We start from the raw sequence: 25,858 nt of genomic DNA on the forward strand, positions 1-25,858 counted from the left end.
GATTTCGCAGAAATAAAAACAGCCCAAGGAGAGCTGTTCGATATGATTAAATCTCAACTTAAATCGCAAACAAGTCATTCAAGTTCTCAGCCAAGGTTGGGTGAGTGAAAATTTGTTTTGTGAAGTAAGTGTAAGGAATCTTGTTGTCCATAGCAACAGTGATGATGTTGATGATTTCTTGAGAACCTTCTGAGAAGATGCTTGCTCCAAGAATTTCTTTTGTTTCAGTATTAACAACAGCTTTGAAAGCTCCGCGAAGGTCTCCGTTTACGTGACCACGAGGCATTGCTGCAACAGGGATTTCTTTCACTGCGTATGGAAGTTTCAAATCAGCTGCTTGGCTTTCAGTCAAACCGACTTGTGAAAGTGCAGGTGTGATAAACATGGTGTTTGGTACATTGAGACGGTCTTCAAGTGTGTAGCTGCCATCTCCAGCAAGGTAGCTGTAAACAACACGGAAGTCATCAAGTGAAATGTAAGTAAATTGAAGGCCACCGTTGACATCTCCAACTGCAAAGACACCAGGAACGTTTGTTTGACAATGTTTGTCCACTTTAATAGCGCCACGTTCAGTTAGTTCAATATCTGTATTTTCAAGTTGAAGTGGTTCTACATTTGGTTTGCGTCCAGTTGCGTAAAGAAGGGCGTCGAAACGGTAAGTTTCGTTTTCAGTCACGACGAGCACTTGGTCACCGTCGTTTTTGATTTCAGTAGTACGGATGTTTTGAAGCAATTCAATACCGTCTTCTTCCATGTATTGTTTAGCAAGAGCTGCGATGGAAGGTTCTGCACGAGGTAGGAAAGTATCTAAGGCATCTAGGACTGTGACCTTGCTTCCAAGTTTGTTGTAAAGACCAGCGAATTCAAGACCGATATTTCCACCACCAAGGACTCCAAGATTTTCAGGCAATTTGTCCAAGTTTTGGATACCTGTTGAGTCAAAGACATTTTTGCTTGTAGCAAGTCCAGGGATTGGCAAGACGTTTGAAACAGCACCAGTGTTGATGACGATTGTTTCAGCAGTCAGTTCTTTCTTTTCATCACCAGCTTGGATTTCGATGACTTTATTTGAAAGGAAGTGAGCTTCCGCGTCAAAGATATCTACGCCTGTACCAGCAACAGTCGCATAGTTTTTACCGTTGAGGCGACCAGTGATAGTGTTTTTGGTAGCAATGACTTCTTCAAAAGACAAGTCCTTCTCAGCAGCAACTAGCAAAGTTTTAGTTGGGATACATCCGATGTTGATACAAGTTCCACCGTACATAGCTTTGCTACGTTCAATGAGGGCAACTTTTTTGCCAGCTGAAGCCAATTTACCAGCTAGTGTTTTACCAGCTTTACCAAATCCGATAACGATTAAATCATAAGTTAACATTTAGAGTTCCTCCTATTCGAATTTCATTCTAGCACAAGAAAAAAACTTTTGCACAATTCTGCTACGCTTTAAAAAAGTTTATGAAATAGTGGAAATTACAGCCTTACTTTCTCAGAAAAATCGTTTACATGACTTTATCGACGGATTTAACTATCTTTTGCTCTGGTCTTGTGTTATACTAGATAGGTTGCAAAGAAAACAGTACTTTTCTTTTGTGGAAAAGAAGCAACACGATTTTATATCCAGTATATGAAAATACGTCATAAAAAGAAAAGTATAAACTAAGCCCTATAGGGTGGCTTCGCACCACCTTTAGAAAGAAGAATAACGTGAAATTTAATGAATTAAACTTGTCTGCTGATTTGCTAGCAGAGATTGAAAAAGCTGGTTTTGTAGAAGCCAGTCCGATCCAAGAGCAAACTATTCCCTTGGCCCTTGAAGGCAAGGACGTTATCGGTCAAGCTCAGACTGGTACAGGAAAAACTGCAGCCTTTGGCTTGCCTACCCTTGAAAAAATCCGTACAGAAGAAGCGACCATCCAAGCTTTGGTTATCGCTCCAACACGTGAACTTGCTGTCCAAAGTCAAGAAGAACTCTTCCGTTTTGGTCGTAGCAAGGGAGTCAAAGTCCGTTCAGTATATGGCGGATCAAGCATTGAAAAACAAATTAAGGCTCTAAAATCTGGTGCCCATATCGTGGTGGGAACACCTGGTCGTCTCTTGGACTTGATTAAACGCAAGGCCTTGAAATTACAAGACATTGAAACCCTTATCCTTGACGAAGCGGATGAAATGCTCAACATGGGCTTCCTTGAAGACATTGAAGCGATCATCTCCCGTGTCCCTGAAAGCCGTCAAACCTTACTTTTCTCAGCAACAATGCCGGATGCTATCAAACGTATTGGTGTTCAGTTTATGAAAGAGCCTGAGCATGTCAAGATTGCGGCTAAGGAATTGACAACAGAATTGGTTGACCAGTACTATATCCGTGTTAAGGAACAAGAAAAATTTGATACTATGACCCGTCTTATGGATGTGGAACAGCCAGAACTTGCTATCGTATTTGGTCGTACAAAACGTCGTGTGGATGAATTGACTCGTGGACTGAAAATCCGTGGCTTCCGTGCAGAAGGAATTCATGGAGACCTAGACCAAAACAAACGTCTTCGTGTCCTTCGTGACTTTAAAAATGGCAATCTTGATGTTTTGGTTGCGACAGACGTTGCGGCGCGTGGGTTGGATATTTCAGGTGTGACCCATGTCTATAACTACGATATTCCACAAGATCCTGAAAGTTATGTTCACCGTATCGGTCGTACAGGTCGTGCTGGTAAGTCAGGTCAGTCTATTACTTTCGTTTCACCAAATGAAATGGGCTACCTTCAAATCATTGAAAACTTGACTAAGAAACGTATGAAAGGTCTCAAACCTGCAAGTGCAGAAGAAGCCTTCCAAGCTAAAAAACACGTAGCTCTCAAGAAAATTGAACGTGATTTTGCAGATGAGACTATCCGTGCCAACTTTGAGAAATTTGGTAAAGATGCTCGTAAGCTAGTTGCCGAATTTACTCCAGAAGAATTGGCAATGTATATCTTGAGTCTGACTGTTCAAGACCCAGATAGTCTTCCTGAAGTGGAGATTGCACGTGAAAAACCACTGCCATTTAAACCATCAGGTAATGGCTTCGGTGGTAAAGCTAAGGGAGGTCGTGGAGGCCGTCGTGGGGACGACCGTCGAGACCGTGATCGCCGTGGCAATGGTCGTCGTGATGATTTCAAAAAAGGAAGTCGTGGCAATGATCGTTTTGATAAGGAAAAACGTTACCGTAAGGATAATAAAAAACCACGCAATACTTCAAGCGAAAAGCAAACAGGCTTTGTTATTCGTAACAAGGGCGATAAATAAGAAAAAGCGGTTCAAAATGAATCGCTTTTTTATATAAGGAGACCGAATGGAAAAGAAAGATAAATAAAATAGATATATTATCTTCTTATAATATTATAATACACAAAAATAGGGGGCTTGTCAATAGAAAAGAAGCAATTTAATTAAAAATATTCTTGTTTTTTTAAATTGCAATTAAATAAGCAATTTTCAGATAATAATTGAAAATTCAAGCTGTTTATGTTATAATGATAGCGATTAAATTCGAGGTGAAAAATGGCACATTTATTAGAAAAAACTAGAAAAATTACTTCTATCCTGAAGCGCTCAGACGAGCAGTTGCAGGAAGAGCTTCCCTACAATGCGATTACCCGTCAATTGGCAGATATTATTGACTGTAACGCCTGTATCGTTAATAGCAAGGGACGTCTCCTTGGTTATTTCATGCGTTACAAAACCAATACAGATCGTGTAGAGCAGTTCTTTCAAACTAAGATTTTCCCAGATGACTACATTCAAGGTGCGAACATGATTTATGATACAGAAGCCAATCTGACAGTTGATCATGATTTGAGTATTTTCCCTGTGGAAAGTCGTGCCGACTTTCCAGATGGTTTGACGACTATTGCACCGATTCATGTATCAGGGATTCGTCTTGGTTCTTTGATTATTTGGCGCAATGATAAAAAATTCGAAGATGAGGACTTGATCCTTGTTGAGATTGCGAGTACCGTTGTTGGTATTCAACTCCTCAACTTCCAGCGTGAAGAAGATGAGAAAAATATCCGTCGCCGTACTGCTGTTACCATGGCGGTTAATACTCTGTCTTACTCCGAACTCCGTGCTGTTTCGGCTATTTTAGGGGAATTAAATGGAAATGAAGGGCAGTTGACTGCGTCAGTGATTGCAGACCGTATCGGAATCACCCGTTCTGTGATTGTCAATGCCCTTCGTAAACTTGAGTCGGCAGGGATTATTGAAAGTCGCTCACTTGGAATGAAGGGAACCTATCTTAAGGTCTTGATTTCAGATATTTTTGAAGAAGTGAAGAAAAGAGATTACTAATGGCTAAGGCTTTAATTTCGATTGATTATACAGAAGATTTTGTTGCTGATAGTGGGAAGCTGACAGCAGGTGCTCCAGCTCAGGCGATTTCGGATGCCATCAGCAAGGTAACTCGATTAGCTTTTGAACGAGGAGATTACATCTTTTTTACTATTGATGCTCATGAAGAAAACGATTGTTTCCATCCAGAAAGCAAGCTATTTCCTCCTCACAATTTGATTGGGACTAGTGGACGGAATTTATACGGAGATTTGGGGACCTTTTATCAAGAGCATGGTTCTGACAGTCGTGTCTTTTGGATGGATAAACGCCATTACTCTGCTTTTTCAGGGACTGACCTGGATATCCGTTTGAGAGAGCGGAGAGTGTCTACCGTTATCTTAACAGGTGTCTTGACGGATATCTGTGTCCTGCATACAGCTATAGATGCCTATAATCTAGGATATGACATCGAGATTGTTAAACCGGCTGTTGCATCTATCTGGCCTGAAAATCATCAATTTGCCTTAGGTCATTTCAAAAATACACTTGGAGCTAAGTTAGTAGATGAAAATCTAAATGAAATTTCAGAGTAATTTGGTTGATGAAATGAAAAAAATGAAAAAAAGTGTTGACAAGCATCCTAAAAGTTGATATACTAGTAAAGTAATCGACGCGGGGATGGCGGAATTGGCAGACGCGCAGGACTAAGGATCCTGTGACCGCTTTAGGTCGTGAGGGTTCAAGTCCCTCTCTCCGCATAGGATAAGAGTTAGCTTAGGCTAGCTCTTTTTTTATCAAATTCAAGTAGAGAAAAAAATTTTTGCTCTTTTTTTGTATTTCATAAACATTTCATATTTGGATTTTATAATAGTCTTACAAATATGGAGGTGACAAATGGATCCAATCCAAAGAGCTTGGGCTTATGTCAGCAGAAAACGACTGAGAAGTTTTATTTTATTTCTGATTTTATTGGTCCTATTGGCTGGAATTTCAGCCTGTTTGACTCTGATGAAGTCCAACAAAACAGTTGAAACCAATCTTTACAAATCACTCAATACCTCTTTTTCTATTAAGAAGATAGAAAATGGGCAGACTTTTAAGTTGTCGGACTTATCATCCGTGAGCCAGATTAAGGGGCTGGAAAATGTTTCTCCTGAACTCGAGACGGTTGCAAAACTAAAAGACAAGGAAGTAGTGAGTGGCGAGCAGAGCGTTGAACGTGATGATTTGTCAGCTGCAGACAAGAACTTGGTTAGCTTAACGGCTCTTGAGGATTCATCCAAGGATGTCACCTTTACCAGTTCAGCTTTCAATCTAAAAGAAGGGCGACACCTTCAAAAAGGGGATTCAAAGAAAATCATCATCCACGAAGAGTTGGCTAAGAAGAATAGTCTTTCCCTTCATGACAAGATTGCCTTAGATGCTGGACAGTCAGAATCTGGCAAAGGACAAACTGTCGAGTTTGAAATCGTCGGAATCTTCTCTGGTAAAAAACAAGAGAAATTTACAGGTTTGTCTTCTGACTTCAGTGAAAACCAAGTCTTTACAGACTATGAAAGTAGCCAAAGCCTTTTGGGTAATGGTGAATCTCTAGTCAGTGCAGCTCGCTTCTATGTAGAAAATCCTAAGGAAATGGACGGACTCATGAATCAGGTAGAAAACTTGGCCTTGGAGAATCAAGGTTACCAAGTCGAGAAGGAAAACAAGGCTTTTGAACAAATCAAAGACTCAGTTGCAACCTTCCAGACCTTTCTGACCATTTTTCTTTATGGGATGTTGATAGCAGGAGCAGGAGCCTTAATTCTGGTTTTGTCTCTCTGGCTGAGAGAAAGGGTCTACGAAGTGGGAATTTTACTGGCACTTGGAAAAGGCAAGAGCTCGATTTTCCTACAGTTCTGTTTAGAGGTAGTTTTGGTATCTCTTGGAGCTTTGTTTCCATCATTTGTTGCAGGAAACGCAATCACATCTTACCTACTCCAAACCCTACTCGCAAGTGGAGATCAGGCAAGCTTACAAGATACACTAGCCAAAGCAAGCAGTCTATCAACCAGCATCCTATCTTTTGCAGAATCCTATGTTTTTCTAGTTCTGCTTAGTTGCTTATCTGTAGCCCTTTGTTTCCTATTTCTATTTAGAAAATCGCCGAAAGAAATTTTATCATCTATTAGTTAAGAAGGAGAAATCATGACTTTATTACAATTACAAGATGTTACCTACCGTTATAAGAACACTGCTGAAGCAGTCCTATATCAGATCAATTATAATTTTGAACCCGGGAAATTTTACAGTATTATTGGTGAGTCAGGAGCAGGAAAATCCACACTCTTGTCCCTACTTGCTGGTCTAGATAGTCCTGTTGAAGGTTCTATCCTTTTTCAAGGAGAGGATATTCGTAAGAAGGGCTATTCTTACCATCGCATGCACCATATTTCCCTGGTCTTTCAAAATTATAACTTGATAGATTATCTTTCTCCACTGGAAAATATCCGCTTGGTCAACAAAAAGGCCAGCAAGGATACACTGCTTGAGCTTGGTTTGGATGAAAGTCAGATCAAGCGGAATGTTCTCCAGTTATCAGGTGGTCAACAACAACGTGTTGCCATTGCTCGTAGTTTGGTCTCAGAAGCTCCAGTTATTCTAGCAGATGAGCCAACGGGAAATCTGGACCCTAAAACTGCTGGAGATATTGTCGAACTGCTCAAATCACTTGCCCAGAAAACAGGTAAATGTGTCATCGTCGTAACTCACAGCAAAGAAGTGGCGCAAGCATCAGATATTACACTTGAGTTGAAAGATAAGAAACTAACTGAAACTCGCAATACGACGAAATAATATGAGCTTTTTCTGTTAGAACTATAAAATAGAACAAATTCTAGAAAGGGAATATATGTTACACAACGCATTTGCCTATGTTACAAGGAAGTTTTTCAAATCGATTGTCATCTTCCTGATTATTCTCCTCATGGCGAGCTTGAGTTTGGTTGGCTTGTCAATCAAGGGAGCTACTGCCAAGGCTTCTCAGGAGACCTTTAAAAATATCACCAACAGCTTCTCCATGCAAATCAATCGTCGCGTCAATCAAGGAACGCCACGTGGTGCTGGGAATATCAAGGGTGAAGATATCAAAAAAATCACCGAAAACAAGGCCATTGAGTCTTATGTTAAACGCATCAATGCCATTGGAGATTTGACTGGCTATGAACTCATCGAAACGCCAGATACCAAGAAAAATCTGACACCTGACCGTGCTAAACATTTTGGAAGTAGCTTGATGATTACAGGAGTCAATGACTCTTCTAAAGAAGACAAGTTTGTCTCTGGTTCTTATAAGTTGGTCGAAGGTGAGCACTTAAACAACGACGACAAGGACAAGATCCTCCTGCACAAGGACTTGGCAGCCAAACACGGCTGGAAAGTAGGGGATAAGGTCAAACTAGACTCTAATATCTACGATGCAGACAATGAAAAAGGTGCCAAGGAAACAGTCGAAGTGACAATCAAGGGACTCTTTGATGGTCATAATAAGTCAGCAGTAACCTACTCACAAGAACTCTATGAAAATACAGCTATCACAGACATTCACACTGCTGCAAAACTTTATGGATACACAGAAGACACAGCCATTTATGGGGACGCAACCTTCTTTGTAACAGCGGACAAGAACTTGGATGATGTTATGAAAGAGTTGAATGGCATCAGTGGTATCAACTGGAAGAGCTATACACTCGTTAAGAGCTCCTCTAACTACCCAGCTCTAGAGCAATCCATCTCTGGTATGTACAAGATGGCTAACCTCCTCTTCTGGGGTAGCTTGAGCTTCTCAGTCCTTCTCCTTGCCCTCTTGCTTAGCCTTTGGATTAACGCCCGTCGCAAGGAAGTGGGAATCCTCCTCTCTATCGGTCTCAAGCAGGCAAGTATCTTGGGTCAATTTATCACCGAATCCATCTTGATTGCCATCCCTGCTCTTGTTTCTGCTTACTTCTTAGCCAACTACACAGCGCGTGCAATCGGAAATACTGTTCTTGCCAATGTTACTTCAGGTGTTGCCAAGCAAGCTAGCAAGGCTGCTCAGGCCTCTAACCTTGGTGGTGGTGCAGAAGTAGATGGCTTTAGTAAGACCTTGTCGAGCCTAGATATTTCCATTCAGACATCAGACTTTATCATCGTCTTTGTCCTTGCCTTGGTTCTAGTGGTTCTCGTTATGGCACTTGCTTCAAGCAATCTCCTTAGAAAACGACCAAAAGAGCTCTTGCTGGATAGCGAATAACAAACTTGCTACCTATTCTCCTCTAAATGGGGTATAATATAGGTAGCATTTTTATCTATTTTATCTTGATAGGGCCTCTTTCTTTCAAGATGAAATTGAGATGATTTACAAGAAATTTAAAGGAATGTGAAACGTTTTTTCTATGAAAATTTTAATTGTAGAAGATGAAGAGATGATCCGTGAGGGGGTCAGTGACTATTTGACGGATTGCGGTTATGAAACCATTGAGGCAGCAGATGGGCAAGAAGCCTTAGAAAAATTTTCCAGCTATGAAGTAGCCTTGGTTTTACTGGATATCCAGATGCCCAAGCTCAATGGCCTAGAAGTCCTAGCTGAGATTCGTAAAACCAGCCAGGTCCCTGTCTTGATGTTGACAGCCTTTCAGGATGAGGAATACAAGATGAGTGCCTTTGCCTCTCTGGCAGATGGCTATCTGGAAAAACCTTTTTCTCTGTCCCTCTTAAAAGTGAGGGTGGACGCGATTTTCAAGCGCTATTATGATACGGGACGAGTCTTCTCCTATAAAGATACCAAGGTGGACTTTGAGAGCTACAGTGCCAGCCTAGCAGGTCAAGAAGTGGCCATTAATGCCAAAGAGTTGGAAATTCTGGACTATCTGGTGAAAAATGAAGGACGGGCCTTGACTCGTTCTCAGATTATTGATGCCGTCTGGAAAGCGACAGATGAGGTTCCCTTTGACCGTGTCATTGATGTCTATATCAAGGAACTGCGGAAAAAGCTAGACTTGGACTGCATCCTCACTGTGCGCAATGTTGGTTATAAATTGGAGCGAAAATGAAACGAACAGGTTTATTTACAAAGATATTTATCTATACCTTCTCGATATTTAGTGTTCTGGTTATCTGCCTTCATTTAGCTATTTATTTTCTTTTTCCTTCGACTTATCTGAGCCATCGTCAGGAAACCATTGGTCAAAAAGCGACAGCCATTGCCCAATCTCTAGAAGGTAAGGATAGGCAGAGTATCGAGCAAGTGTTAGACCTATATTCCCAGACTAGTGATATCAAGGGGGCTGTCAAAGGTGAGATGACCGAGGACAAGTTAGAAGTCAAGGACAGTCTTCCTCTGGACACAGATCGCCAAACCACCTCTCTCTTTATCGAGGAGCGGGAAGTGACAACGCAAGACGGTAGCATCATGACTCTCCAGTTTCTAGCTTCCATGGATTTGCAAAAGGAGGCAGAGCAGATCAGTCTTCAGTTTCTTCCCTATACCTTGCTGGCATCCTTTCTGATTTCCATTTTGGTGGCCTACATCTATGCTCGGACCATTGTTGCTCCGATTTTGGAAATCAAGCAGGTGACTCGTAGAATGATGGAGCTGGATTCCCAAGTGCGATTGCGCGTGGATTCCAAGGATGAGATCGGTGATCTCAAAGAACAAATCAATAGCCTCTACCAGCATCTTTTGACTGTCATTGCGGACTTGCATGACAAGAATGAAGCTATTCTCCAGTTGGAAAAGATGAAGGTCGAATTCCTACGAGGTGCTTCTCATGAATTGAAAACACCGCTGGCTAGTTTGAAAATCCTGATCGAAAACATGAAAGAAAATGTCGGACGTTATAAGGATAGAGATCACTATCTGGGAGTTTCCTTGGGGATTGTGGATGAGCTCAATCACCACGTTCTCCAGATACTTTCTCTCTCGTCTGTGCAGGAATTGCGAGATGATAGGGAAGAAATTGATTTGCTCCAGATGACACAAAGTCTGGTTAAGGATTATGCCTTGCTAGCTAAGGAAAGAGAGCTCCAAATAGACAATAGTTTGTCTCATCAGCAGACCTATCTAAACCCATCTGTCATGAAATTGATTCTGTCTAACCTCATCAGCAATGCTATCAAGCACTCTGTTCCGGGTGGCTTGGTTCGCATTGGAGAGAGAGAAGGGGAACTCTTTATAGAAAATAGCTGTAGTCCAGAAGAACAAGAAAAACTGACCCAGTCTTTTTCTGACAATGCCAGTCGCAAGGCAAAAGGGTCTGGGATGGGACTCTTTGTGGTCAAGAGTCTATTAGAACATGAAAAATTAGCTTATCGCTTTAAGATGGAGGAGAATCGTTTAACCTTCTTTATAGCTTTTCCAAAAGTCGCTCAAGACTAGGGAGAGAAAGGGTTTACATAGATGAAGCTAGAAGAAATTCAATCGAAACTACGGGAAAAACTAGATTTTTTTGTCAAAAAGTGATAAAATGAACAATGTAAATGGGATGACCCATAAAAATATACAGGAGGCCTGATAAAATGGCAATCGTTTCAGCAGAAAAATTTGTCCAAGCAGCTCGTGACAACGGTTATGCAGTTGGTGGATTTAACACAAACAACCTTGAGTGGACTCAAGCTATCTTGCGCGCAGCAGAAGCTAAAAAAGCTCCAGTTTTGATCCAAACTTCAATGGGTGCTGCTAAATACATGGGTGGTTACAAAGTTGCTCGCAACTTGATCGCTAACCTTGTTGAATCAATGGGTATCACTGTACCAGTAGCTATCCACCTTGACCACGGTCACTACGAAGATGCACTTGAGTGTATCGAAGTTGGTTACACTTCAATCATGTTTGACGGTTCACACCTTCCAGTTGAAGAAAACCTTAAATTGGCTAAAGAAGTTGTTGAAAAAGCACACGCTAAAGGTATCTCAGTAGAAGCTGAAGTTGGTACTATCGGTGGTGAAGAAGACGGAATCATCGGTAAAGGTGAATTGGCTCCAATCGAAGACGCTAAAGCAATGGTTGAAACTGGTATCGACTTCTTGGCAGCTGGTATCGGTAACATCCACGGTCCTTACCCAGCTAACTGGGAAGGTCTTGACCTTGACCACTTGCAAAAATTGACAGAAGCTCTTCCTGGATTCCCAATCGTATTGCACGGTGGATCAGGTATTCCTGATGAGCAAATCCAAGCAGCTATCAAACTTGGTGTTGCGAAAGTTAACGTTAACACTGAATGCCAAATCGCATTCGCTAACGCAACTCGTAAATTTGCTCGTGACTACGAAGCAAACGAAGCAGAATACGACAAGAAAAAACTCTTCGACCCACGTAAATTCTTGGCTGACGGTGTAAAAGCTATCCAAGCATCAGTTGAAGAACGTATCGACGTATTCGGTTCAGAAGGTAAAGCTTAATCTAGCTGAACAATACATACAGAACCTGCCCATTGGGTGGGTTTTTTGGTGTTTTAAGGAAACAATTAAACCATAATTTTTGATTTAAAATACCATTTTAAGAGAAAAAATTTCAATTTCATAAACTTCAGGCAAACGCTTGCATTCTAGTTTTTATTGGACTATAATAGGTTGGTATAAAGCCTTCTGTAATAAAATGTAGAAGGTGTAGAAAGTAAGGTTTTAGAATGTTTGTAGTCAAAAATACAATGTTGCTATTCCTTGCATAGGGAGATAGATATGGCAATGATAGAAGTGGAACATCTTCAGAAAAATTTTGTGAAGACAGTCAAGGAACCGGGCTTGAAGGGGGCTTTGCGCTCCTTTATTCATCCTGAAAAGCAGACCTTTGAAGCGGTCAAGGATTTGACCTTTGAGGTGCCTAAGGGACAGATTTTAGGTTTTATCGGGGCAAATGGTGCTGGAAAGTCGACAACCATTAAAATGCTGACAGGAATTTTAAAGCCGACATCAGGTTTTTGTCGGATTAACGGCAAGATTCCCCAGGACAATCGCCAAGATTATGTCAAGGATATTGGAGTGGTCTTTGGGCAAAGAACCCAGTTGTGGTGGGATTTGGCTCTACAAGAGACCTACACAGTCTTGAAGGAGATTTATGATGTACCAGGCTCGCTCTTCCATAAGCGTATGGACTTTTTGAATGAAGTCTTGGATTTGAAGGACTTTATCAAGGATCCCGTGCGGACTCTTTCACTGGGTCAAAGAATGCGGGCGGATATTGCAGCTTCCTTGCTCCACAATCCCAAGGTTCTCTTTTTAGATGAGCCGACCATTGGTTTGGACGTTTCGGTCAAGGATAACATTCGTAGGGCTATTACTCAAATCAATCAGGAGGAAGAAACCACCATTCTCCTGACCACTCACGACTTGAGCGATATTGAGCAACTCTGTGATCGGATTTTTATGATTGACAAGGGGCAGGAGATTTTTGATGGAACGGTGAGCCAGCTCAAGGAGACCTTTGGCAAGATGAAGACTCTTTCTTTTGAACTGCTACCAGGTCAAAGTCATTTCCTTTCTCACTATGAAGGCTTTTCGGATATGACAATTGATAGACAAGGAAATAGTCTCAACATTGAATTCGATAGTTCTCGCTACCAGTCAGCTGACATTATCAAGCAGACCCTATCTGATTTTGAGATCCGCGATTTGAAGATGGTGGATACGGATATTGAGGATATTATCCGTCGCTTCTACCGAAAGGAGCTCTAGGATGATCAAATTGTGGAGACGTTATAAACCTTTTATCAATGCAGGGGTTCAGGAGTTGATTACTTACCGAGTCAACTTTATTCTCTATCGGATTGGCGATGTCATGGGGGCTTTTGTGGCCTTTTATCTCTGGAAGGCTGTCTTTGATTCCTCGCAGGAGTCCTTGATTCAGGGCTTCAGTATGGTAGATATCACTCTCTACATCATTATGAGTTTTGTGACCAATCTTCTGACCAGGTCGGATAGCTCCTTTATGATTGGGGAGGAGGTCAAGGATGGTTCCATTATCATGCGCTTGTTGAGACCAGTGCATTTTGCAGCCTCTTATCTTTTTACCGAGCTTGGGTCTAAGTGGTTGATTTTTATCAGCGTTGGCCTTCCATTTTTAAGTGTCATTGTTTTGATGAAAATCTTATCTGGGCAAGAGATTGTAGAAGTGCTGGGATTAACTGTCCTTTATCTTTTTAGCTTAACGCTGGCCTATCTGATTAACTTTTTCTTTAATATCTGCTTTGGATTTTCTGCCTTTGTGTTTAAAAATCTATGGGGTTCTAATCTACTCAAGACTTCCATAGTGGCTTTTATGTCTGGAAGTTTGATTCCCTTGGCTTTCTTTCCAAAGGTTGTTTCAGATATTCTGTCCTTCCTGCCTTTTTCATCCTTGATTTACACTCCAGTCATGATTATCGTTGGGAAATACGATGCCAGTCAGATGCTTCAAGCACTCCTTTTGCAGTTCTTCTGGCTCTTAGTGATGGTGGGCTTGTCTCAGTTGATTTGGAAACGAGTCCAGTCATTCATTACCATTCAGGGAGGTTAGTATGAAAAAATATCAACGCATGCATCTGATTTTTATCAGACAATACATCAAACAAATCATGGAATACAAGGTGGATTTTGTAGTTGGTGTACTGGGAGTATTTCTGACTCAAGGCTTGAATCTCTTGTTTCTCAATGTCATCTTTCAACACATCCCATCCCTAGAAGGCTGGACTTTTCAAGAAATAGCCTTTATCTATGGTTTTTCCTTGATTCCCAAGGGTTTGGACCATCTCTTTTTTGATAATCTCTGGGCGCTAGGGCAACGCTTGGTGCGAAAAGGGGAGTTTGACAAATACCTGACTCGTCCTATCAACCCTCTCTTTCATATTCTAGTTGAGACCTTTCAGATTGATGCTTTGGGCGAACTCTTGGTTGGTGGGATCCTACTAGCGACAACGGTATCTAGCATTGCCTGGACTCTTCCAAAATTCCTGCTTTTCCTAGTCTGCATACCATTTGCGACCTTGATTTATACTTCCTTGAAAATCGCGACAGCCAGCATCGCTTTTTGGACCAAGCAGTCAGGAGCAATGATTTACATCTTCTATATGTTCAATGACTTTGCCAAGTACCCGATTTCGATTTACAATTCGCTCCTTCGATGGTTGATTAGCTTTATCGTGCCATTTGCCTTTACGGCCTATTATCCTGCTAGCTATTTCTTACAGGACAAGGATGTGTTCTTTAACATCGGAGGTTTGATGTTGATTTCCCTTGTCTTCTTTGTCATTTCCCTTAAACTTTGGGATAGGGGTTTAGATGCCTACGAAAGTGCGGGTTCTTAGCATAGATGTTATCAAAGCCTTGTCTCAGGACAGGCTTTTTTTAATAGAGATGAAAATTTCTTGACACCTATTCTCAGAGTGCTATACTGTATGTGTAATCGCCGATTTAGCTCAGTTGGTAGAGCAAGGCACTCGTAAAGCCTAGGTCACAGGTTCAATCCCTGCAATCGGCAAAGTGAAGAAGCTCAAAGCCTTGTCTTGGGACAGGGCTTTTTTATATGTTAGGAACATGCATTGAAGCTAATTCTAGAGTGTTAAACTAGATGAAAAAAGAAGCAATAAGATGTAATTCAATTGCAGTTAGTCTAAATGAATGAAAAAGATGGGATAGCACCTTAGAATCAGATCTTGTAGGTTTTTCTTTGATTCCTATTATAGGAATTATTGGAAAGATAGTGTAAAAGGAATTTTATAGAAAATTTTTTCAAATAAAATACTGATAAAGTACAGATATTGAGAGCGTTAGATTTTTGGTTAAGCTTTGAGAGGCGGTTCATGATAAAAAATTTTTTACATTCATGATATAATATGGCTATATTCACATGTTATAGGAGAATATTCATGAAAAAACGTACTTTGCTTTGGTTAGTTTTAGCCCTTGTAATTTTTGGAGGAGCCGCATGGATGGCACAAGAAACAAATCTATTTGGAGGAGTCTTTCTTAGTCCACGGTCTAAGCAGTTGGCTTATTTGAAGGAGCATGAAGAAGAGATTGTAAAATTTGTAAAGTCTAAAAATTTAAAGATTGAATCTGTTCAGATGGATTGGAATAGTTTAACTGTTGAACAGATAGGGAATGGAACTCCACAAGGTGGAGGTTATAATCTATCAGTGAAGGGTTCTTTTAATTATATAAAGGATTCTGACTTTACAATAGATTTTCGATTAAAAACTAAAAATGATGTACCTTCAATAGAACGGATTGGCATGTACAATCCCCCTAGAGTGTTAAAAAATGGAGGTTGGGACAAGTATGACGGATAGTAATTTAAAAGACTATAGCAACTTTTATGCGGATTTAGCACAGTCGGCTTATAGAGGGAGGCCAAATACTTTATCACGCTATAATAATGCTTTAAACTGGACTTTAATAGATTATTCACAAGATATAGATGACGATGGTGAAATCACTCCCGGAGGTAAAAAACTTCCTCATGACGGTAAAGTCTACTTGCAACCAGATCCTGATCTAAGAGATACTTATAAAGTCACATCGGTACCAGTTCCTGATACGAATGGGATGAGGCAGGATACTCATCACAAACGTTATCAAAAAGGGCTTTTAACGGATGAGAAAGCTGGTTTCAATGCCTACTACTTAACGGATACGCCAACCTTGACTAAAGATACTACGAAAACCTATATGGCTATCCGCGGAAGTGATGCCATTAGTTATGAAAATTGGAACGATTGGATAGACAACGATGCGAAGTTTGCCCTCAACCACATCCATACCCCGCAAGCCAAGTTAGCGACGGCAGGTATGAAAGCTAAAATCGCAGAGATGCGTGAAAAAGCTCCGCAAGCTACGATGGACATCACAGGTCACTCTCTAGGGACCATAGTCTCTGCGCAAGGAGTAGCTGGCCTCAGCGATGAGGAACTTGAGAAAATCGGCAAAGTGGTTCTCTTTGACGGTCCAGAAACGACAAAGAGCTTAAAGAAAATGGGCCTCAGTGATGAGAAAATCAAAAAGATTAGCGAAAAAATTGAGTACTATGTCAATCCTTTTGATATCGTGGGGATGCTTAATCGAGAACACACTATTACCAAATTACCTGGGTAATCTAGAATAAACACCTATACTTATTATAAGTATTTTTTTTTACATTCATGATATAATAGGTTTAGAATCCACGTTTAAGGGAGGATAATCATGAAAAAACGTATCTTGCTTTGGCTGGTTTTAGCCCTTGCAGTATTTGGAGGAGGCACATGGATGGCACAGGAAACAAATCTATTCGGAGGAATAACTCTGAGCCCACGGGCTAAGCAGTTGGCTTATCTGAAAGAGCATGAAGAGGAGATGGCGAACTTTATAAAGTCTAGAAACCCTAAAGTCGAAAGCGTTCAATTTGATTGGGATAGTATGAAAGTAGAAAATATAGGAAATGGAACCCCTCAAGGTGGGGGATATATTATAACATTGGATGGAAAAATAAATAACAATGAAGATACTGAATTTACAATTGGTTTCCCTGTAGAATATAATAGCAATAGTATTCCCAATATTAAGAAAATTTCTGAAATGCAACCGATAAGAGTTTTGAAAGGCAACGTATGGGAGATTTATGACTAACAGTAATTTAAAAACCTTTGATAATTTTTATGCGGATTTAGCGCAATCGGCTTATATTGGTCGTCCCAATAATTTTCCGCCTAAAAATAATTCAATAGAAGCAAGAGTGTTTGACTATTCAAAAGAAATAATTTATAACGAAGAAATCACTCCCGGAGGTAAAAAACTTCCTCATGACGGTAAAGTCTACCTGCAGCCAGATCCTGATTTACATACTGTGGAAGATACGATAAAACTCCAAGTTGGTGATCCTGGCGGAGGGGTTCACCAAGAAGAGCCTCCTATCAAGCTCTATCAAAAAGGGCTTTTAACGTATGAGAAAGCTGGTTTCAATGCCTACTACTTAACGGATACACCAACCTTGACTAATGATACCACGAAAACCTATATGGCTATCCGCGGAAGTGATGCCATTAGTTATGAAAATTGGAACGATTGGATAGACAACGATGCCAAGTTTGCCCTCAACCACATCCATACCCCGCAAGCCAAGTTAGCGACGGCAGGTATGAAAGCTAAAATCGCAGAGATGCGTGAAAAAGCTCCGCAAGCTACGATGGACATCACAGGTCACTCTCTAGGGACCATAGTCTCTGCCCAAGGAGTAGCTGGCCTCAGTGATGAGGAACTGGAGAAAATCGGCAAAGTGGTCCTCTTTGACGGTCCAGACACGACAAAGAGCTTAAAGGAAATGGGCCTCAGCGATGAGAAAATCAAAAAGATTAGCGAAAAGATCGAGTATTATGTCAATCCTTTTGATATCGTGGGCATGCTTAATCGAGAACACACCATTACCAAATTACCTGGGTAATCTATAATAAAAAACTATACTTATTATAAGTATTTTTTTTTACATTCATGATATAATATACTTAGATTCCGCTATATAGGAGGATAATCATGAAAAAACGTACTTTACTTTGGCTAGTTTTAGCACTTGTAATTATTGGAGGAGGAGCATGGATGGCACAGGAAACAAATCTATTTGGAGGAATAACTCTGAGTCCACGAGCTAAGCAGTTGGCTTATTTGAAAGAACATGAAGAAGATATGGCTGATTTTGTCAAGTCTTTAAGTCCTAAAGTTGAAAGTGTTCAGTTTGATTGGGATAGTATGAAGGTTGGTCAAGTAGGAAATGGAACTCCACAAGGTGGAGGCTATATGTTGACACTTAGAGGAAAGGTAAATAATAATGATAATACAGAATTTACGGTTGGCTTTTCCTTAAATAATGATAGAAATAGCACACCAAGGGAATTTGGGATTTATGAAATGCAACCTATAAGAATTTATAGGGACGGGGTTTGGTATTATTATGACTAATAGTAATTTAAAAAACTTTGATAATTTTTATTCAGATTTAGCACAATCTGCCTATACAAACCGTCCTAGTAATTTTCCACCATACAATAATTCTACAGATATTAGACTATTTGATTTCTCTAGAGATAATAAATTTTACAATAAAGATAAAAAAGAATGGGAAATCACCCCTGGAGGTAAAAAACTTCCTCATGGCGGTAAAGTATACTTGCAGCCGGATCCTGATTTACACGATGTTTATAAAATCACAACAGTTCCTGTTCCTGATACGAACGGTATGAGGCAGGAACCCCACAGAACCAAACTCTATCAAAAAGGACTCTTAACTGATGAGAGAGCTGGTTTTAATGCCTACTACTTAACGGATACGCCGACCTTAGGGAAAGATACTACGAAAACCTATATGGCTATCCGCGGAAGTGATGCCATCAGTAAAGAAAATTGGAACGACTGGGTCGACAACGATGCGAAGTTTGCCCTCAACCACATCCATACCCCGCAAGCCAAGTTAGCGACGGCAGGAATGAAAGCTAAAATCGCAGAGATGCGCGAAAAGGCTCCAAATGCTACGATGGATATCACAGGTCACTCCCTAGGGACCATAGTTTCTGCGCAAGGAGTAGCTGGCCTCAGCGATGAGGAACTGGAGAAAATCGGCAAAGAGCTTAAAGGAAATGGGCTTCAGCGATGAGAAAATCAAAAAGATTAGCGAAAAGATCGAGTACTATGTCAATCCTTTTGATATCGTGGGGATGCTTAATCGAGAACACACCATTGCCCAATTACCTGGGTAATCTAGAATAAACAACTATACTTATTATAAGTATTTTTTTTTACATTCATGATATAATAGGTTTAGAATCCACGTTTAAGGAGGATAATCATGAAAAAACGTACCTTACTTTGGCTGGTTTTAGCCCTTGTAGTATTCGGAGGAGGTGCATGGATGGCACAGAAAACAAATTTATTCGGAGGAGTATTTCTTAGTCCGCGAGCTAAGCAGTTGGATTATTTAAAGGAACATGAAGAAGAGATTAAGGAGTTTGTAAAATCTTTAAATCCTAAAGTCGAATCGGTTCAAATAGATTGGAAACAGACACAATGGGATAAGATAGGAAATGGTACACCTCAAGGAGGAGGTGATATTGTTCAGGTTTATGGAGGATTTAATAATATATCAAACTCAAGCTGGAGTGTTATTATTAAGATTACAGATGGAAAAATTTTAATTAATTCTATCGGAATTGGTAGTCCGTTGCGTATTGGGGGTAAACTGCTTGACTAATAGTAATTTAAAAAATTTTGATAATTTTTATGCGGATTTAGCTCAGTCAGCATATAGAGGACGACCGAATCTTTTTACATATGAGAGACTGAGTAAAGAAGAAAGAAAAATATTAGATTCAGGAGAAGCGTTACAATTTGACTTCTCTAAAGACATTCAATCTTACAACGAAATTACAAAAGAGTTGGAAATCACTAAAGGAGGTAAAAAACTTCCTCATGACGGTAAAGTCTACTTGCAGCCAGATCCTGATTTACATACTGTGGAAGATAAGATAAAACTCCAAGTTGGTGATCCTGGCGGAGGGGTTCACCAAGAAGAGCCTCCTATCAAGCTCTATCAAAAAGGGCTTTTAACGGATGAGAAAGCTGGTTTCAATGCCTACTACTTAACGGACACGCCAAACTTAGGGAAAGATACTACGAAAACCTATATGGCTATCCGCGGAAGTGATGCCATTAGTTATGAAAATTGGAACGACTGGATAGACAACGATGCGAAGTTTGCCCTCAATCACATCCATACCCCGCAAGCCAAGTTAGCGACGGCAGGAATGAAAGCTAAAATCGCTGAGATGCGCGAAAAAGCTCCACTTGCTACGATGGACATCACAGGTCACTCCCTAGGAACCATTGTCTCTGCGCAAGGGATAGCTGGCCTCACTGATGAAGAACTGAAGAAAATCGGCAAAGTAGTCCTCTTTGACGGTCCAGACACGACAAAGAGTTTAAAGAAAATGGGTCTCAGCGATGAGAAAATCCAAAAGATTAGCGAAAAGATAGAGTATTATGTCAATCCTTTTGATATCGTGGGGATGCTTAATCGAGAGCACACAATCACTAAATTACCTGGGGATTCCGATGAACCCCTCAAAAAACCAGTCGGTAAAGTCAATGTCCTTGTTCCCTTGCACTATACCCAGATTTCTGATCCGGAAAGTTCCCATGACTTTGGTGTTTTCCAATCGGATGGGAAGGGAAATTTATTGACTGCTTCAGAGGACTTTCACCCAGAATTGCTCAGGGCAGGTGAAAAGCTAGCTCGATTGATTGCGACATCTTTGGATTCTCTCAGGGCATTAGGAGTTGATGAAAATGTAGCAACCAATGTTTTAAATTCCATTATGAGAGGTGAGTTTAAAATAAAGGCAGCTATTGGTTATGGCGTTTACGAGAATTTTACAACTGAATATAGTAAAATCGTCGAAGAAGCACGTCAGGAATCTATAAAATGGGATCGAGAAGCTATTCCTCGTTACCAGGAACAACTGAGAAATGGTAATCTTACAGGAGAAAAGAGGATTTTGGTTCGAGCTCAGTTGCTTCAGACAGCAGCCCAGTTAGCAAATTTTGACATGGAAGACAAAGTTAAATCTGTTAAAACATTACTTTCAGACGCTAAGGAAGACATTCAAAATATAGTAAAGGAGACAAGGTCAACAGCGTTTGACATGGTTGGATATTTGTCAAGCTCAGAAGTTACGAATCTGCTTTCTGGTTTTGATACAATAAGCTTTTGGGATGAAGGCGTTGCTAGTGACACGAAGACAGCAGCAACATCCTTCCTGACACAAATCGAGCAACTAGGGGAAAGCCTGGTTAAAGCTAGTGGCTCCTTTGAAACTATAGATACGGAAAGCGCTAAAGATTTTAATAATCTATTGGCGGATGTAAAACAAACATGGAGGGGGAAAAATGTTAGTCCTAACGGATGAAGATACTTTAATTACAAGAGAGCAACTCGACAGAGCCTTCAAAGAAAGAATGAGGGAACAAGAACGCCAAGCAGTCAGGGCCTTGGTAACTGCAAAAGAGTTGTCAATCCTTGCTAAAGGAGCTGAGTTAGCTAAAAAGTTGCAGGAAGCAGCCGCAGATATGCAAGAGTACGCTTCTAAGACCTATGTGAACAATATTAAGGGTGGATTTGAGGGAAAGGCTGCAGATGCTGCAGAAATTTACTTGACACAGACCTTGCAAACACCTACTTTACAGAGTCCGATCAAAAGCTAGGAGAAAACTGGTCATGGATAAAAAGGGACTTCAGAAACTAGAGGATGAGCATCATCGTAAATTACGAGACTTAGAACGTTTGGAGATGGTTTTGGATGATGATTTCCACAAGTTTAGTAGGGAGACGGATCATCTCCTAGAGGCGCTTTCCTATGCATGTAGAGATAGTAGTTTTGCTGAAATTCAACCATATATCTTTGAGATAGAGAACAATTTAGATAGCTATCATCAACTTTATAAGAATCGTATAGAGAATGTACTGGAAGCTCGACACCAAGAGAATAAAAACTTTTATCGAAAGTTAGAGGAAAAGGATTTTTAACGAATAGCCCCTTAATCTAATAGAAGAGAATTTTTTTGATAATTTATTAGTAAAAAATGGTGTAAGCACTTGTAATTTGTGACATTTATTGATATAATAAACTTATAAAATAACTTAAAGGAGTTTAATATGGCTTTAATTCAATTAACAACAGAGGAACTACGTACTTCTGCTCAAAAATATACTAATGGTGCTGAAGAAGTAAGAGAAGTACTTCGCACATTGAGTAACGAACAAGAGATTATTAGAGAGAACTGGAAAGGTGCTGCTTTTCAGAGCTTTGATCAACAGTTTACAGAATTATCTCCAAAAATTGAAGAGTTTGCAGCTTTACTTGATGCAATCAATGCGCAATTGTATAAAGTTGCTGAAATTGTTGAGCAAAACGACCAAGAACTTGCATCACAAATTCATTAATTTGTTATAAGTGGCTTTAGGAGGGCGAGAGCCTTCCTATTTTTTTTAATGGAGATGATTAAAAGGCAAATGAAGAAGAATAGAATATATAAATATGTAGGGAGTAGTTTGCTAGCCCTATTGTTGCTCTTGATGATGGTTCTTTTGAATCTTTCTGTTCAAAAGAATACGACAATTAACAATGAGAATAACGCGAAAGTAAATCAGCAGACCAAATTAAATGTGGCTATTGTAAATGAAGATAAGCCTGTCTATGTGGATACAAAAGAGTATAATTTGGGGGCTAGTTATGTAAAAAATATCGAGCGTGATAATTCACAAAACTGGTCCGTTGTTCCTCGTGGAGCAGCAGATACCGGATTAGAAAGTGGGAAATACCAACTCGTTTTAACAATTCCTAGTGACTTTTCTGAAAAAATACTTGATATTAACAGTATCAATGTTGATAAGACAACCATTAATTATAAGGTCAATGCGCAAGGAAATTTGCAAGTAGAAAATGATGCAAATAAACTAGCGAAAGACATTGTTGCTGATTTGAATGGTCAGTTGGTCGACATGTATATGGCGAGTATTTTGAGCAATCTTTATACGGCGCAAAAAAATGTGCAAGCTAGTTCACAGATACAAGCAACTAATATCGGAAACTACCGTACAAACTTATATGGAACAGCAATTAACTCTAAAAATCTTTTCCCAACTCTCTATAGTATGTCTAGTTCCTCTGTTGACGCAAACAGTGCTTTAAAGACAGGTTTGGAAAGCTACTTACAATCCTTTAATCGCTTTGATGAGTCGCAGGTTAAATATAACAACACTTTCAGAGAATTGTCTAACAATAAGGAACAAGCAAAGCAGAATTATGCGGATGTCATAGAAAAGCTTATATCTAAGAGTAGGGATGAGGTAAAGGAACAGGTTGATTCTTATAAACAAGAATTAATGGAAACCCAAAAGATTCTAAATTCCAAGATAGAAGGTCAAGTAACCTCCTCTGATGTAATGCAGCCTGAAGTTGGATCTTCCTATAAAACAGTCGCAAAAGACATCAGCGAAGAGATTGTTAGTTTACAGACCAATCTAACAAATGAAAGAACGAAGTTTGAGAATCATAAAAAAGGTATTCGTGACTTCATTGATGAGAAACTAGCTTCTTACTATGGAACAAGTGAGAAGACAATCACTCTCGGTCGATTTTTGGATAAAGCTGCAAACAAGGACCTAGAGAAGGCTGAAGAATATCTCAAAGAGCAGCTGGTTTCTGCAATCTCAGAATTACCAAAAGAAGATTTTAGTGGAAAAGAATTTAGTGGTTTTGGTATAACACCAATCACAATTCCTTCTGTAAACTATACAGATTTAAAAACGATTAAAGAGCCTAGCGACGAGATTTCTTTGGCGGACTTGAAGAATCTGGAAAATAAGGCGATTACTAGTACAAGTGCTGTTGGACGAACAGGAACAAAGGCTAAGGTATCATGGAAGGCTGGAACAGGAGTGACGGTTCATTCGGTCACTTATGATGGCACACCAGTTGAGTTTGGCCAAGAAATTGATTTGAAGACTGGTGGGACTTTCAAAGTAGCATATAGTCTTGCAGAGGCAGCTCCAGCTCCAGCTCCAACTCCGACTCCAACTCCGACTACAGGTTCAACTGGGGGTTCAAGCCCAACTCCAAAAGCGGAGCCAGAGACTATTGATATTTCCTTGAATGATGTTCAAGCAGTCAGTGCTCCCATAGATGTCTCAGCCGTTCAGCAAGCAGCAGTGACTTACGGACAAAAGGTTCAGAAAATAGCCTCTGCCTATCAAAAGGTAGAATCACTAAAAAAAGCATACGATACCGTCAGAGGGTTAAAAAATAGTGATGTGTCTAAAGCATTGTCAGATATTTGGTTCGAAGCTATTAGTTCAAATCTTAAGAAATACGAAGAAAGCCTAACTAAACCTGCTAGCGATACAGATAAAGATGGTGCTAAGGATAAGGTAGATAAAGCCTTAGCTAAACTGACTGATTTGAAGCCTATCCTAGAAAAAAATGTTAAGGAAGTTTTAGAGACTAACAAGGATTTGAATGATAAAATTAATGAACAATTAGACCTATTCAAAAAGTTTGGCGAATTTGAGAAACAAGCGAAAGAGGGTACCGTTTTTCAAGATATAGATAGGGATTTAAAATCACTCGATGAAGATTATAAAAATCTCTTCACTAACTCTTCTGCTGTGAAGGAGTCTTCTCAAAGCAATGTCAAAGCTGCAGAGTCTGTAAAGGAGACTTTAGGTAATTTCAATCGTGAATTGTCAAATGCTCAAACAAATACTGAAAAGTTGTCTCAAGATGCTGACTCCTTGATGACGCAGTTTAACGAAGAATTGTCTAAGAATGGTAACTTTGTAGAGTCCTTCGTGAAAGTTCTGAATAACGCCTATGACAATGGGGTACCAAACGAAGTATTGCTTAACTTCTTATCAAACCCTGTTGCGCAAAATTCTACCTCGGTAAAAGCGACTGTCAACGTTTATCGTCCATTTACATGGATTCTCTTACTTGAAATTGTTAGTCTCTTTACAGGCTATTTATTTGCAACGCAAAATATTGTTCGTAAGGTCAAAGATAAATTTAAGCTTGACAAGTTGCATGATACAGATATTATGACAGTTGGCCTACTATCTATTTTAGCTATAATAGTTGGTCTAGTCGTTGGTATTGTATCGAGTGCTCAACTTCACGTTGGTCGTGAATATCAACCGTCATGGGTATTGCTAATTGTTTTAGCTGCTTTGGTACTGATTCAAGGGCAGTATTTATTACTTAAACATTTCCGAGTAATTGGAATGGGTCTTGCCTTCTTTATGATGATTAGCTTTGTCTATCTATCAAATGCAATTGGGACGACGGCCAGTCTAACAGGTTTCCCAGCCTTCATCAAAAATCTTAATGCTTTATCAATATTAGAAGCTTTCCTTTCAGGATATTTTGATGGACAACCGGCAAATATTTTAGCATTTATTGCAATGATGATTGTCGTAGCTGGATTACTTGTTATGAATATTTTTATCAAAGAAAGAAGCTTTTGGCCTCAAGTATTTCAAACTGAGAAAGAATAGGAAATGAAAAAAATAATTCTTTTACTTCTTACCTTAGTAGCATGTGCAGCAGTCTCAATGGCTGCTGCAGATGATTTGAAGGATAATCGTTTACAGATTGATGATTCTCGACTTGAGAAAAAAGAGGGACTTAACTTTGGTCTACAATCTGAAGAAACAAAGGAGCTTTTTAACGAAGCGACCCAAAAGAAGTTGCAAGACATGCAGCAGCATCAAGAGGAACAGTTGATCACAGAAAGGGGCCAACTGTTTTCTGCTATACAGGGACCAGTTAAAAAAAATCCTGCAGAGCAGTTGTTTCAGCCAAATTCAAAAATAACATCTAAATTTCAAACAAATATTGGTCAGTTAGAAAAAGATGGTTTGAGTGATTTTCTTCCGGAGTTAGCCTATATATCATTGTTTTTATTACTTTTCGTAGCTACAGCTGTGATGAGTTATCGCCTTATGGCCGAAGGGATAGAATAATGTTTTAGCAAGTCCGTCTTAACAACTTAG

The 25,858-nt window shown here is 39.9% G+C and carries 23 protein-coding genes, 2 tRNA genes and 3 pseudogenes; 27 read left to right on the forward strand and 1 reads right to left on the reverse strand.

What is annotated here, in order from left to right; genetic code table 11:
- Window positions 1–58 precede the first annotated feature (58 nt).
- The gene (locus tag LG372_RS05880; protein WP_084889397.1) at window positions 59–1,375 is read right to left on the reverse strand and encodes an FAD-containing oxidoreductase; all 1,317 of its coding nucleotides are present in this window, start codon (window positions 1,373–1,375) and stop codon (window positions 59–61) included.
- A gap of 329 nt (window positions 1,376–1,704) precedes the next feature.
- On the opposite strand from LG372_RS05880, the gene LG372_RS05885 reads away from it, so the two are divergent.
- The 27 genes and pseudogenes from LG372_RS05885 (at window position 1,705) to essA (ending at window position 25,828) form a co-directional block, all read left to right on the forward strand.
- Window positions 1,705–3,279: a DEAD/DEAH box helicase gene (locus LG372_RS05885; protein WP_225742338.1), complete on the forward strand. Its 1,575-nt coding sequence runs from the start codon at window positions 1,705–1,707 to the stop codon at window positions 3,277–3,279.
- Window positions 3,280–3,534: 255 nt separating this feature from the next.
- On the forward strand, window positions 3,535–4,323 hold the full coding sequence (gene codY / locus LG372_RS05890) for a GTP-sensing pleiotropic transcriptional regulator CodY (protein WP_000940721.1): 789 nt from the start codon (window positions 3,535–3,537) through the stop codon (window positions 4,321–4,323).
- Complete coding sequence (locus LG372_RS05895; RefSeq protein WP_225742339.1) at window positions 4,323–4,898, forward strand: cysteine hydrolase family protein; 576 nt, start codon at window positions 4,323–4,325, stop codon at window positions 4,896–4,898. Before codY ends, LG372_RS05895 begins: the two co-directional genes overlap by 1 nt.
- A gap of 79 nt (window positions 4,899–4,977) precedes the next feature.
- A tRNA-Leu gene (locus tag LG372_RS05900) sits at window positions 4,978–5,063 on the forward strand.
- A gap of 136 nt (window positions 5,064–5,199) precedes the next feature.
- Entirely contained in the window at window positions 5,200–6,477 is a 1,278-nt protein-coding gene (locus LG372_RS05905; protein WP_225742340.1) for an ABC transporter permease, read from the forward strand.
- Window positions 6,478–6,489: 12 nt separating this feature from the next.
- On the forward strand, window positions 6,490–7,137 hold the full coding sequence (gene vex2 / locus LG372_RS05910) for an ABC transporter ATP-binding subunit Vex2 (RefSeq protein ID WP_000173751.1): 648 nt from the start codon (window positions 6,490–6,492) through the stop codon (window positions 7,135–7,137).
- 55 nt (window positions 7,138–7,192) lie between these two features.
- Complete coding sequence (vex3, locus tag LG372_RS05915) at window positions 7,193–8,572, forward strand: ABC transporter permease subunit Vex3 (protein WP_225742341.1); 1,380 nt, start codon at window positions 7,193–7,195, stop codon at window positions 8,570–8,572.
- Between the two features lie 142 nt (window positions 8,573–8,714).
- A complete protein-coding gene (vncR, locus tag LG372_RS05920; RefSeq protein ID WP_225742342.1) occupies window positions 8,715–9,371 on the forward strand; it encodes a response regulator transcription factor VncR in 657 nt (218 codons plus the stop codon).
- Complete coding sequence (gene vncS / locus LG372_RS05925; protein WP_225742343.1) at window positions 9,368–10,696, forward strand: sensor histidine kinase VncS; 1,329 nt, start codon at window positions 9,368–9,370, stop codon at window positions 10,694–10,696. Before vncR ends, vncS begins: the two co-directional genes overlap by 4 nt.
- A gap of 140 nt (window positions 10,697–10,836) precedes the next feature.
- Window positions 10,837–11,718 (forward strand): class II fructose-bisphosphate aldolase, encoded by an 882-nt coding sequence (locus LG372_RS05930; RefSeq protein ID WP_001019001.1) that lies wholly within the window; start codon window positions 10,837–10,839, stop codon window positions 11,716–11,718.
- A gap of 279 nt (window positions 11,719–11,997) precedes the next feature.
- The gene (locus tag LG372_RS05935; protein WP_225742344.1) at window positions 11,998–12,990 is read left to right on the forward strand and encodes an ATP-binding cassette domain-containing protein; all 993 of its coding nucleotides are present in this window, start codon (window positions 11,998–12,000) and stop codon (window positions 12,988–12,990) included.
- Between the two features lies 1 nt (window position 12,991).
- Complete coding sequence (locus LG372_RS05940) at window positions 12,992–13,810, forward strand: ABC transporter permease (RefSeq protein ID WP_042750387.1); 819 nt, start codon at window positions 12,992–12,994, stop codon at window positions 13,808–13,810.
- A gap of 1 nt (window position 13,811) precedes the next feature.
- On the forward strand, window positions 13,812–14,597 hold the full coding sequence (locus LG372_RS05945) for an ABC transporter permease (protein ID WP_049487765.1): 786 nt from the start codon (window positions 13,812–13,814) through the stop codon (window positions 14,595–14,597).
- A 100-nt stretch (window positions 14,598–14,697) separates the two neighbouring features.
- A tRNA-Thr gene (locus LG372_RS05950) sits at window positions 14,698–14,770 on the forward strand.
- Between the two features lie 388 nt (window positions 14,771–15,158).
- Window positions 15,159–15,581, forward strand: a complete 423-nt coding sequence (locus LG372_RS05955) for a hypothetical protein (protein WP_225742345.1) — start codon at window positions 15,159–15,161, stop codon at window positions 15,579–15,581.
- Window positions 15,571–16,380, forward strand: a pseudogene (locus LG372_RS05960) (cutinase family protein); the annotation flags it as partial. The gene LG372_RS05955 and the pseudogene LG372_RS05960, both read left to right, overlap by 11 nt.
- Before the next feature lie 93 nt (window positions 16,381–16,473).
- Complete coding sequence (locus tag LG372_RS05965; RefSeq protein WP_225742346.1) at window positions 16,474–16,896, forward strand: hypothetical protein; 423 nt, start codon at window positions 16,474–16,476, stop codon at window positions 16,894–16,896.
- Window positions 16,889–17,704, forward strand: a pseudogene (locus tag LG372_RS05970) (cutinase family protein); the annotation flags it as partial. The gene LG372_RS05965 and the pseudogene LG372_RS05970, both read left to right, overlap by 8 nt.
- A gap of 92 nt (window positions 17,705–17,796) precedes the next feature.
- The gene (locus LG372_RS05975) at window positions 17,797–18,219 is read left to right on the forward strand and encodes a hypothetical protein (protein WP_225742347.1); all 423 of its coding nucleotides are present in this window, start codon (window positions 17,797–17,799) and stop codon (window positions 18,217–18,219) included.
- Window positions 18,212–19,007: pseudogene (locus LG372_RS05980) on the forward strand (DUF2974 domain-containing protein); the annotation flags it as partial. The gene LG372_RS05975 and the pseudogene LG372_RS05980, both read left to right, overlap by 8 nt.
- A gap of 95 nt (window positions 19,008–19,102) precedes the next feature.
- Window positions 19,103–19,504: a hypothetical protein gene (locus LG372_RS05985; protein ID WP_225742348.1), complete on the forward strand. Its 402-nt coding sequence runs from the start codon at window positions 19,103–19,105 to the stop codon at window positions 19,502–19,504.
- Complete coding sequence (locus LG372_RS05990) at window positions 19,497–21,218, forward strand: Mbeg1-like protein (protein WP_225742349.1); 1,722 nt, start codon at window positions 19,497–19,499, stop codon at window positions 21,216–21,218. The genes LG372_RS05985 and LG372_RS05990 overlap by 8 nt, the downstream gene beginning before the upstream one ends.
- A complete protein-coding gene (locus LG372_RS05995; protein WP_225742350.1) occupies window positions 21,199–21,513 on the forward strand; it encodes a hypothetical protein in 315 nt (104 codons plus the stop codon). The genes LG372_RS05990 and LG372_RS05995 overlap by 20 nt, the downstream gene beginning before the upstream one ends.
- Window positions 21,514–21,526: 13 nt before the next feature.
- The gene (locus LG372_RS06000) at window positions 21,527–21,835 is read left to right on the forward strand and encodes a hypothetical protein (RefSeq protein ID WP_225742351.1); all 309 of its coding nucleotides are present in this window, start codon (window positions 21,527–21,529) and stop codon (window positions 21,833–21,835) included.
- Between the two features lie 129 nt (window positions 21,836–21,964).
- Entirely contained in the window at window positions 21,965–22,252 is a 288-nt protein-coding gene (locus LG372_RS06005; protein WP_020902061.1) for a WXG100 family type VII secretion target, read from the forward strand.
- Window positions 22,253–22,321: 69 nt separating this feature from the next.
- Window positions 22,322–25,360 (forward strand): type VII secretion protein EsaA, encoded by a 3,039-nt coding sequence (gene esaA, locus LG372_RS06010; RefSeq protein WP_225742352.1) that lies wholly within the window; start codon window positions 22,322–22,324, stop codon window positions 25,358–25,360.
- Between the two features lie 3 nt (window positions 25,361–25,363).
- Window positions 25,364–25,828: a type VII secretion protein EssA gene (essA, locus tag LG372_RS06015; RefSeq protein ID WP_020902059.1), complete on the forward strand. Its 465-nt coding sequence runs from the start codon at window positions 25,364–25,366 to the stop codon at window positions 25,826–25,828.
- The last annotated feature ends 30 nt before the right edge of the window (window positions 25,829–25,858 follow it).

Origin of the sequence: Streptococcus sp. Marseille-Q5112, from assembly GCF_916700555.1 — a bacterium.
Taxonomy (GTDB): domain Bacteria; phylum Bacillota; class Bacilli; order Lactobacillales; family Streptococcaceae; genus Streptococcus; species Streptococcus symci.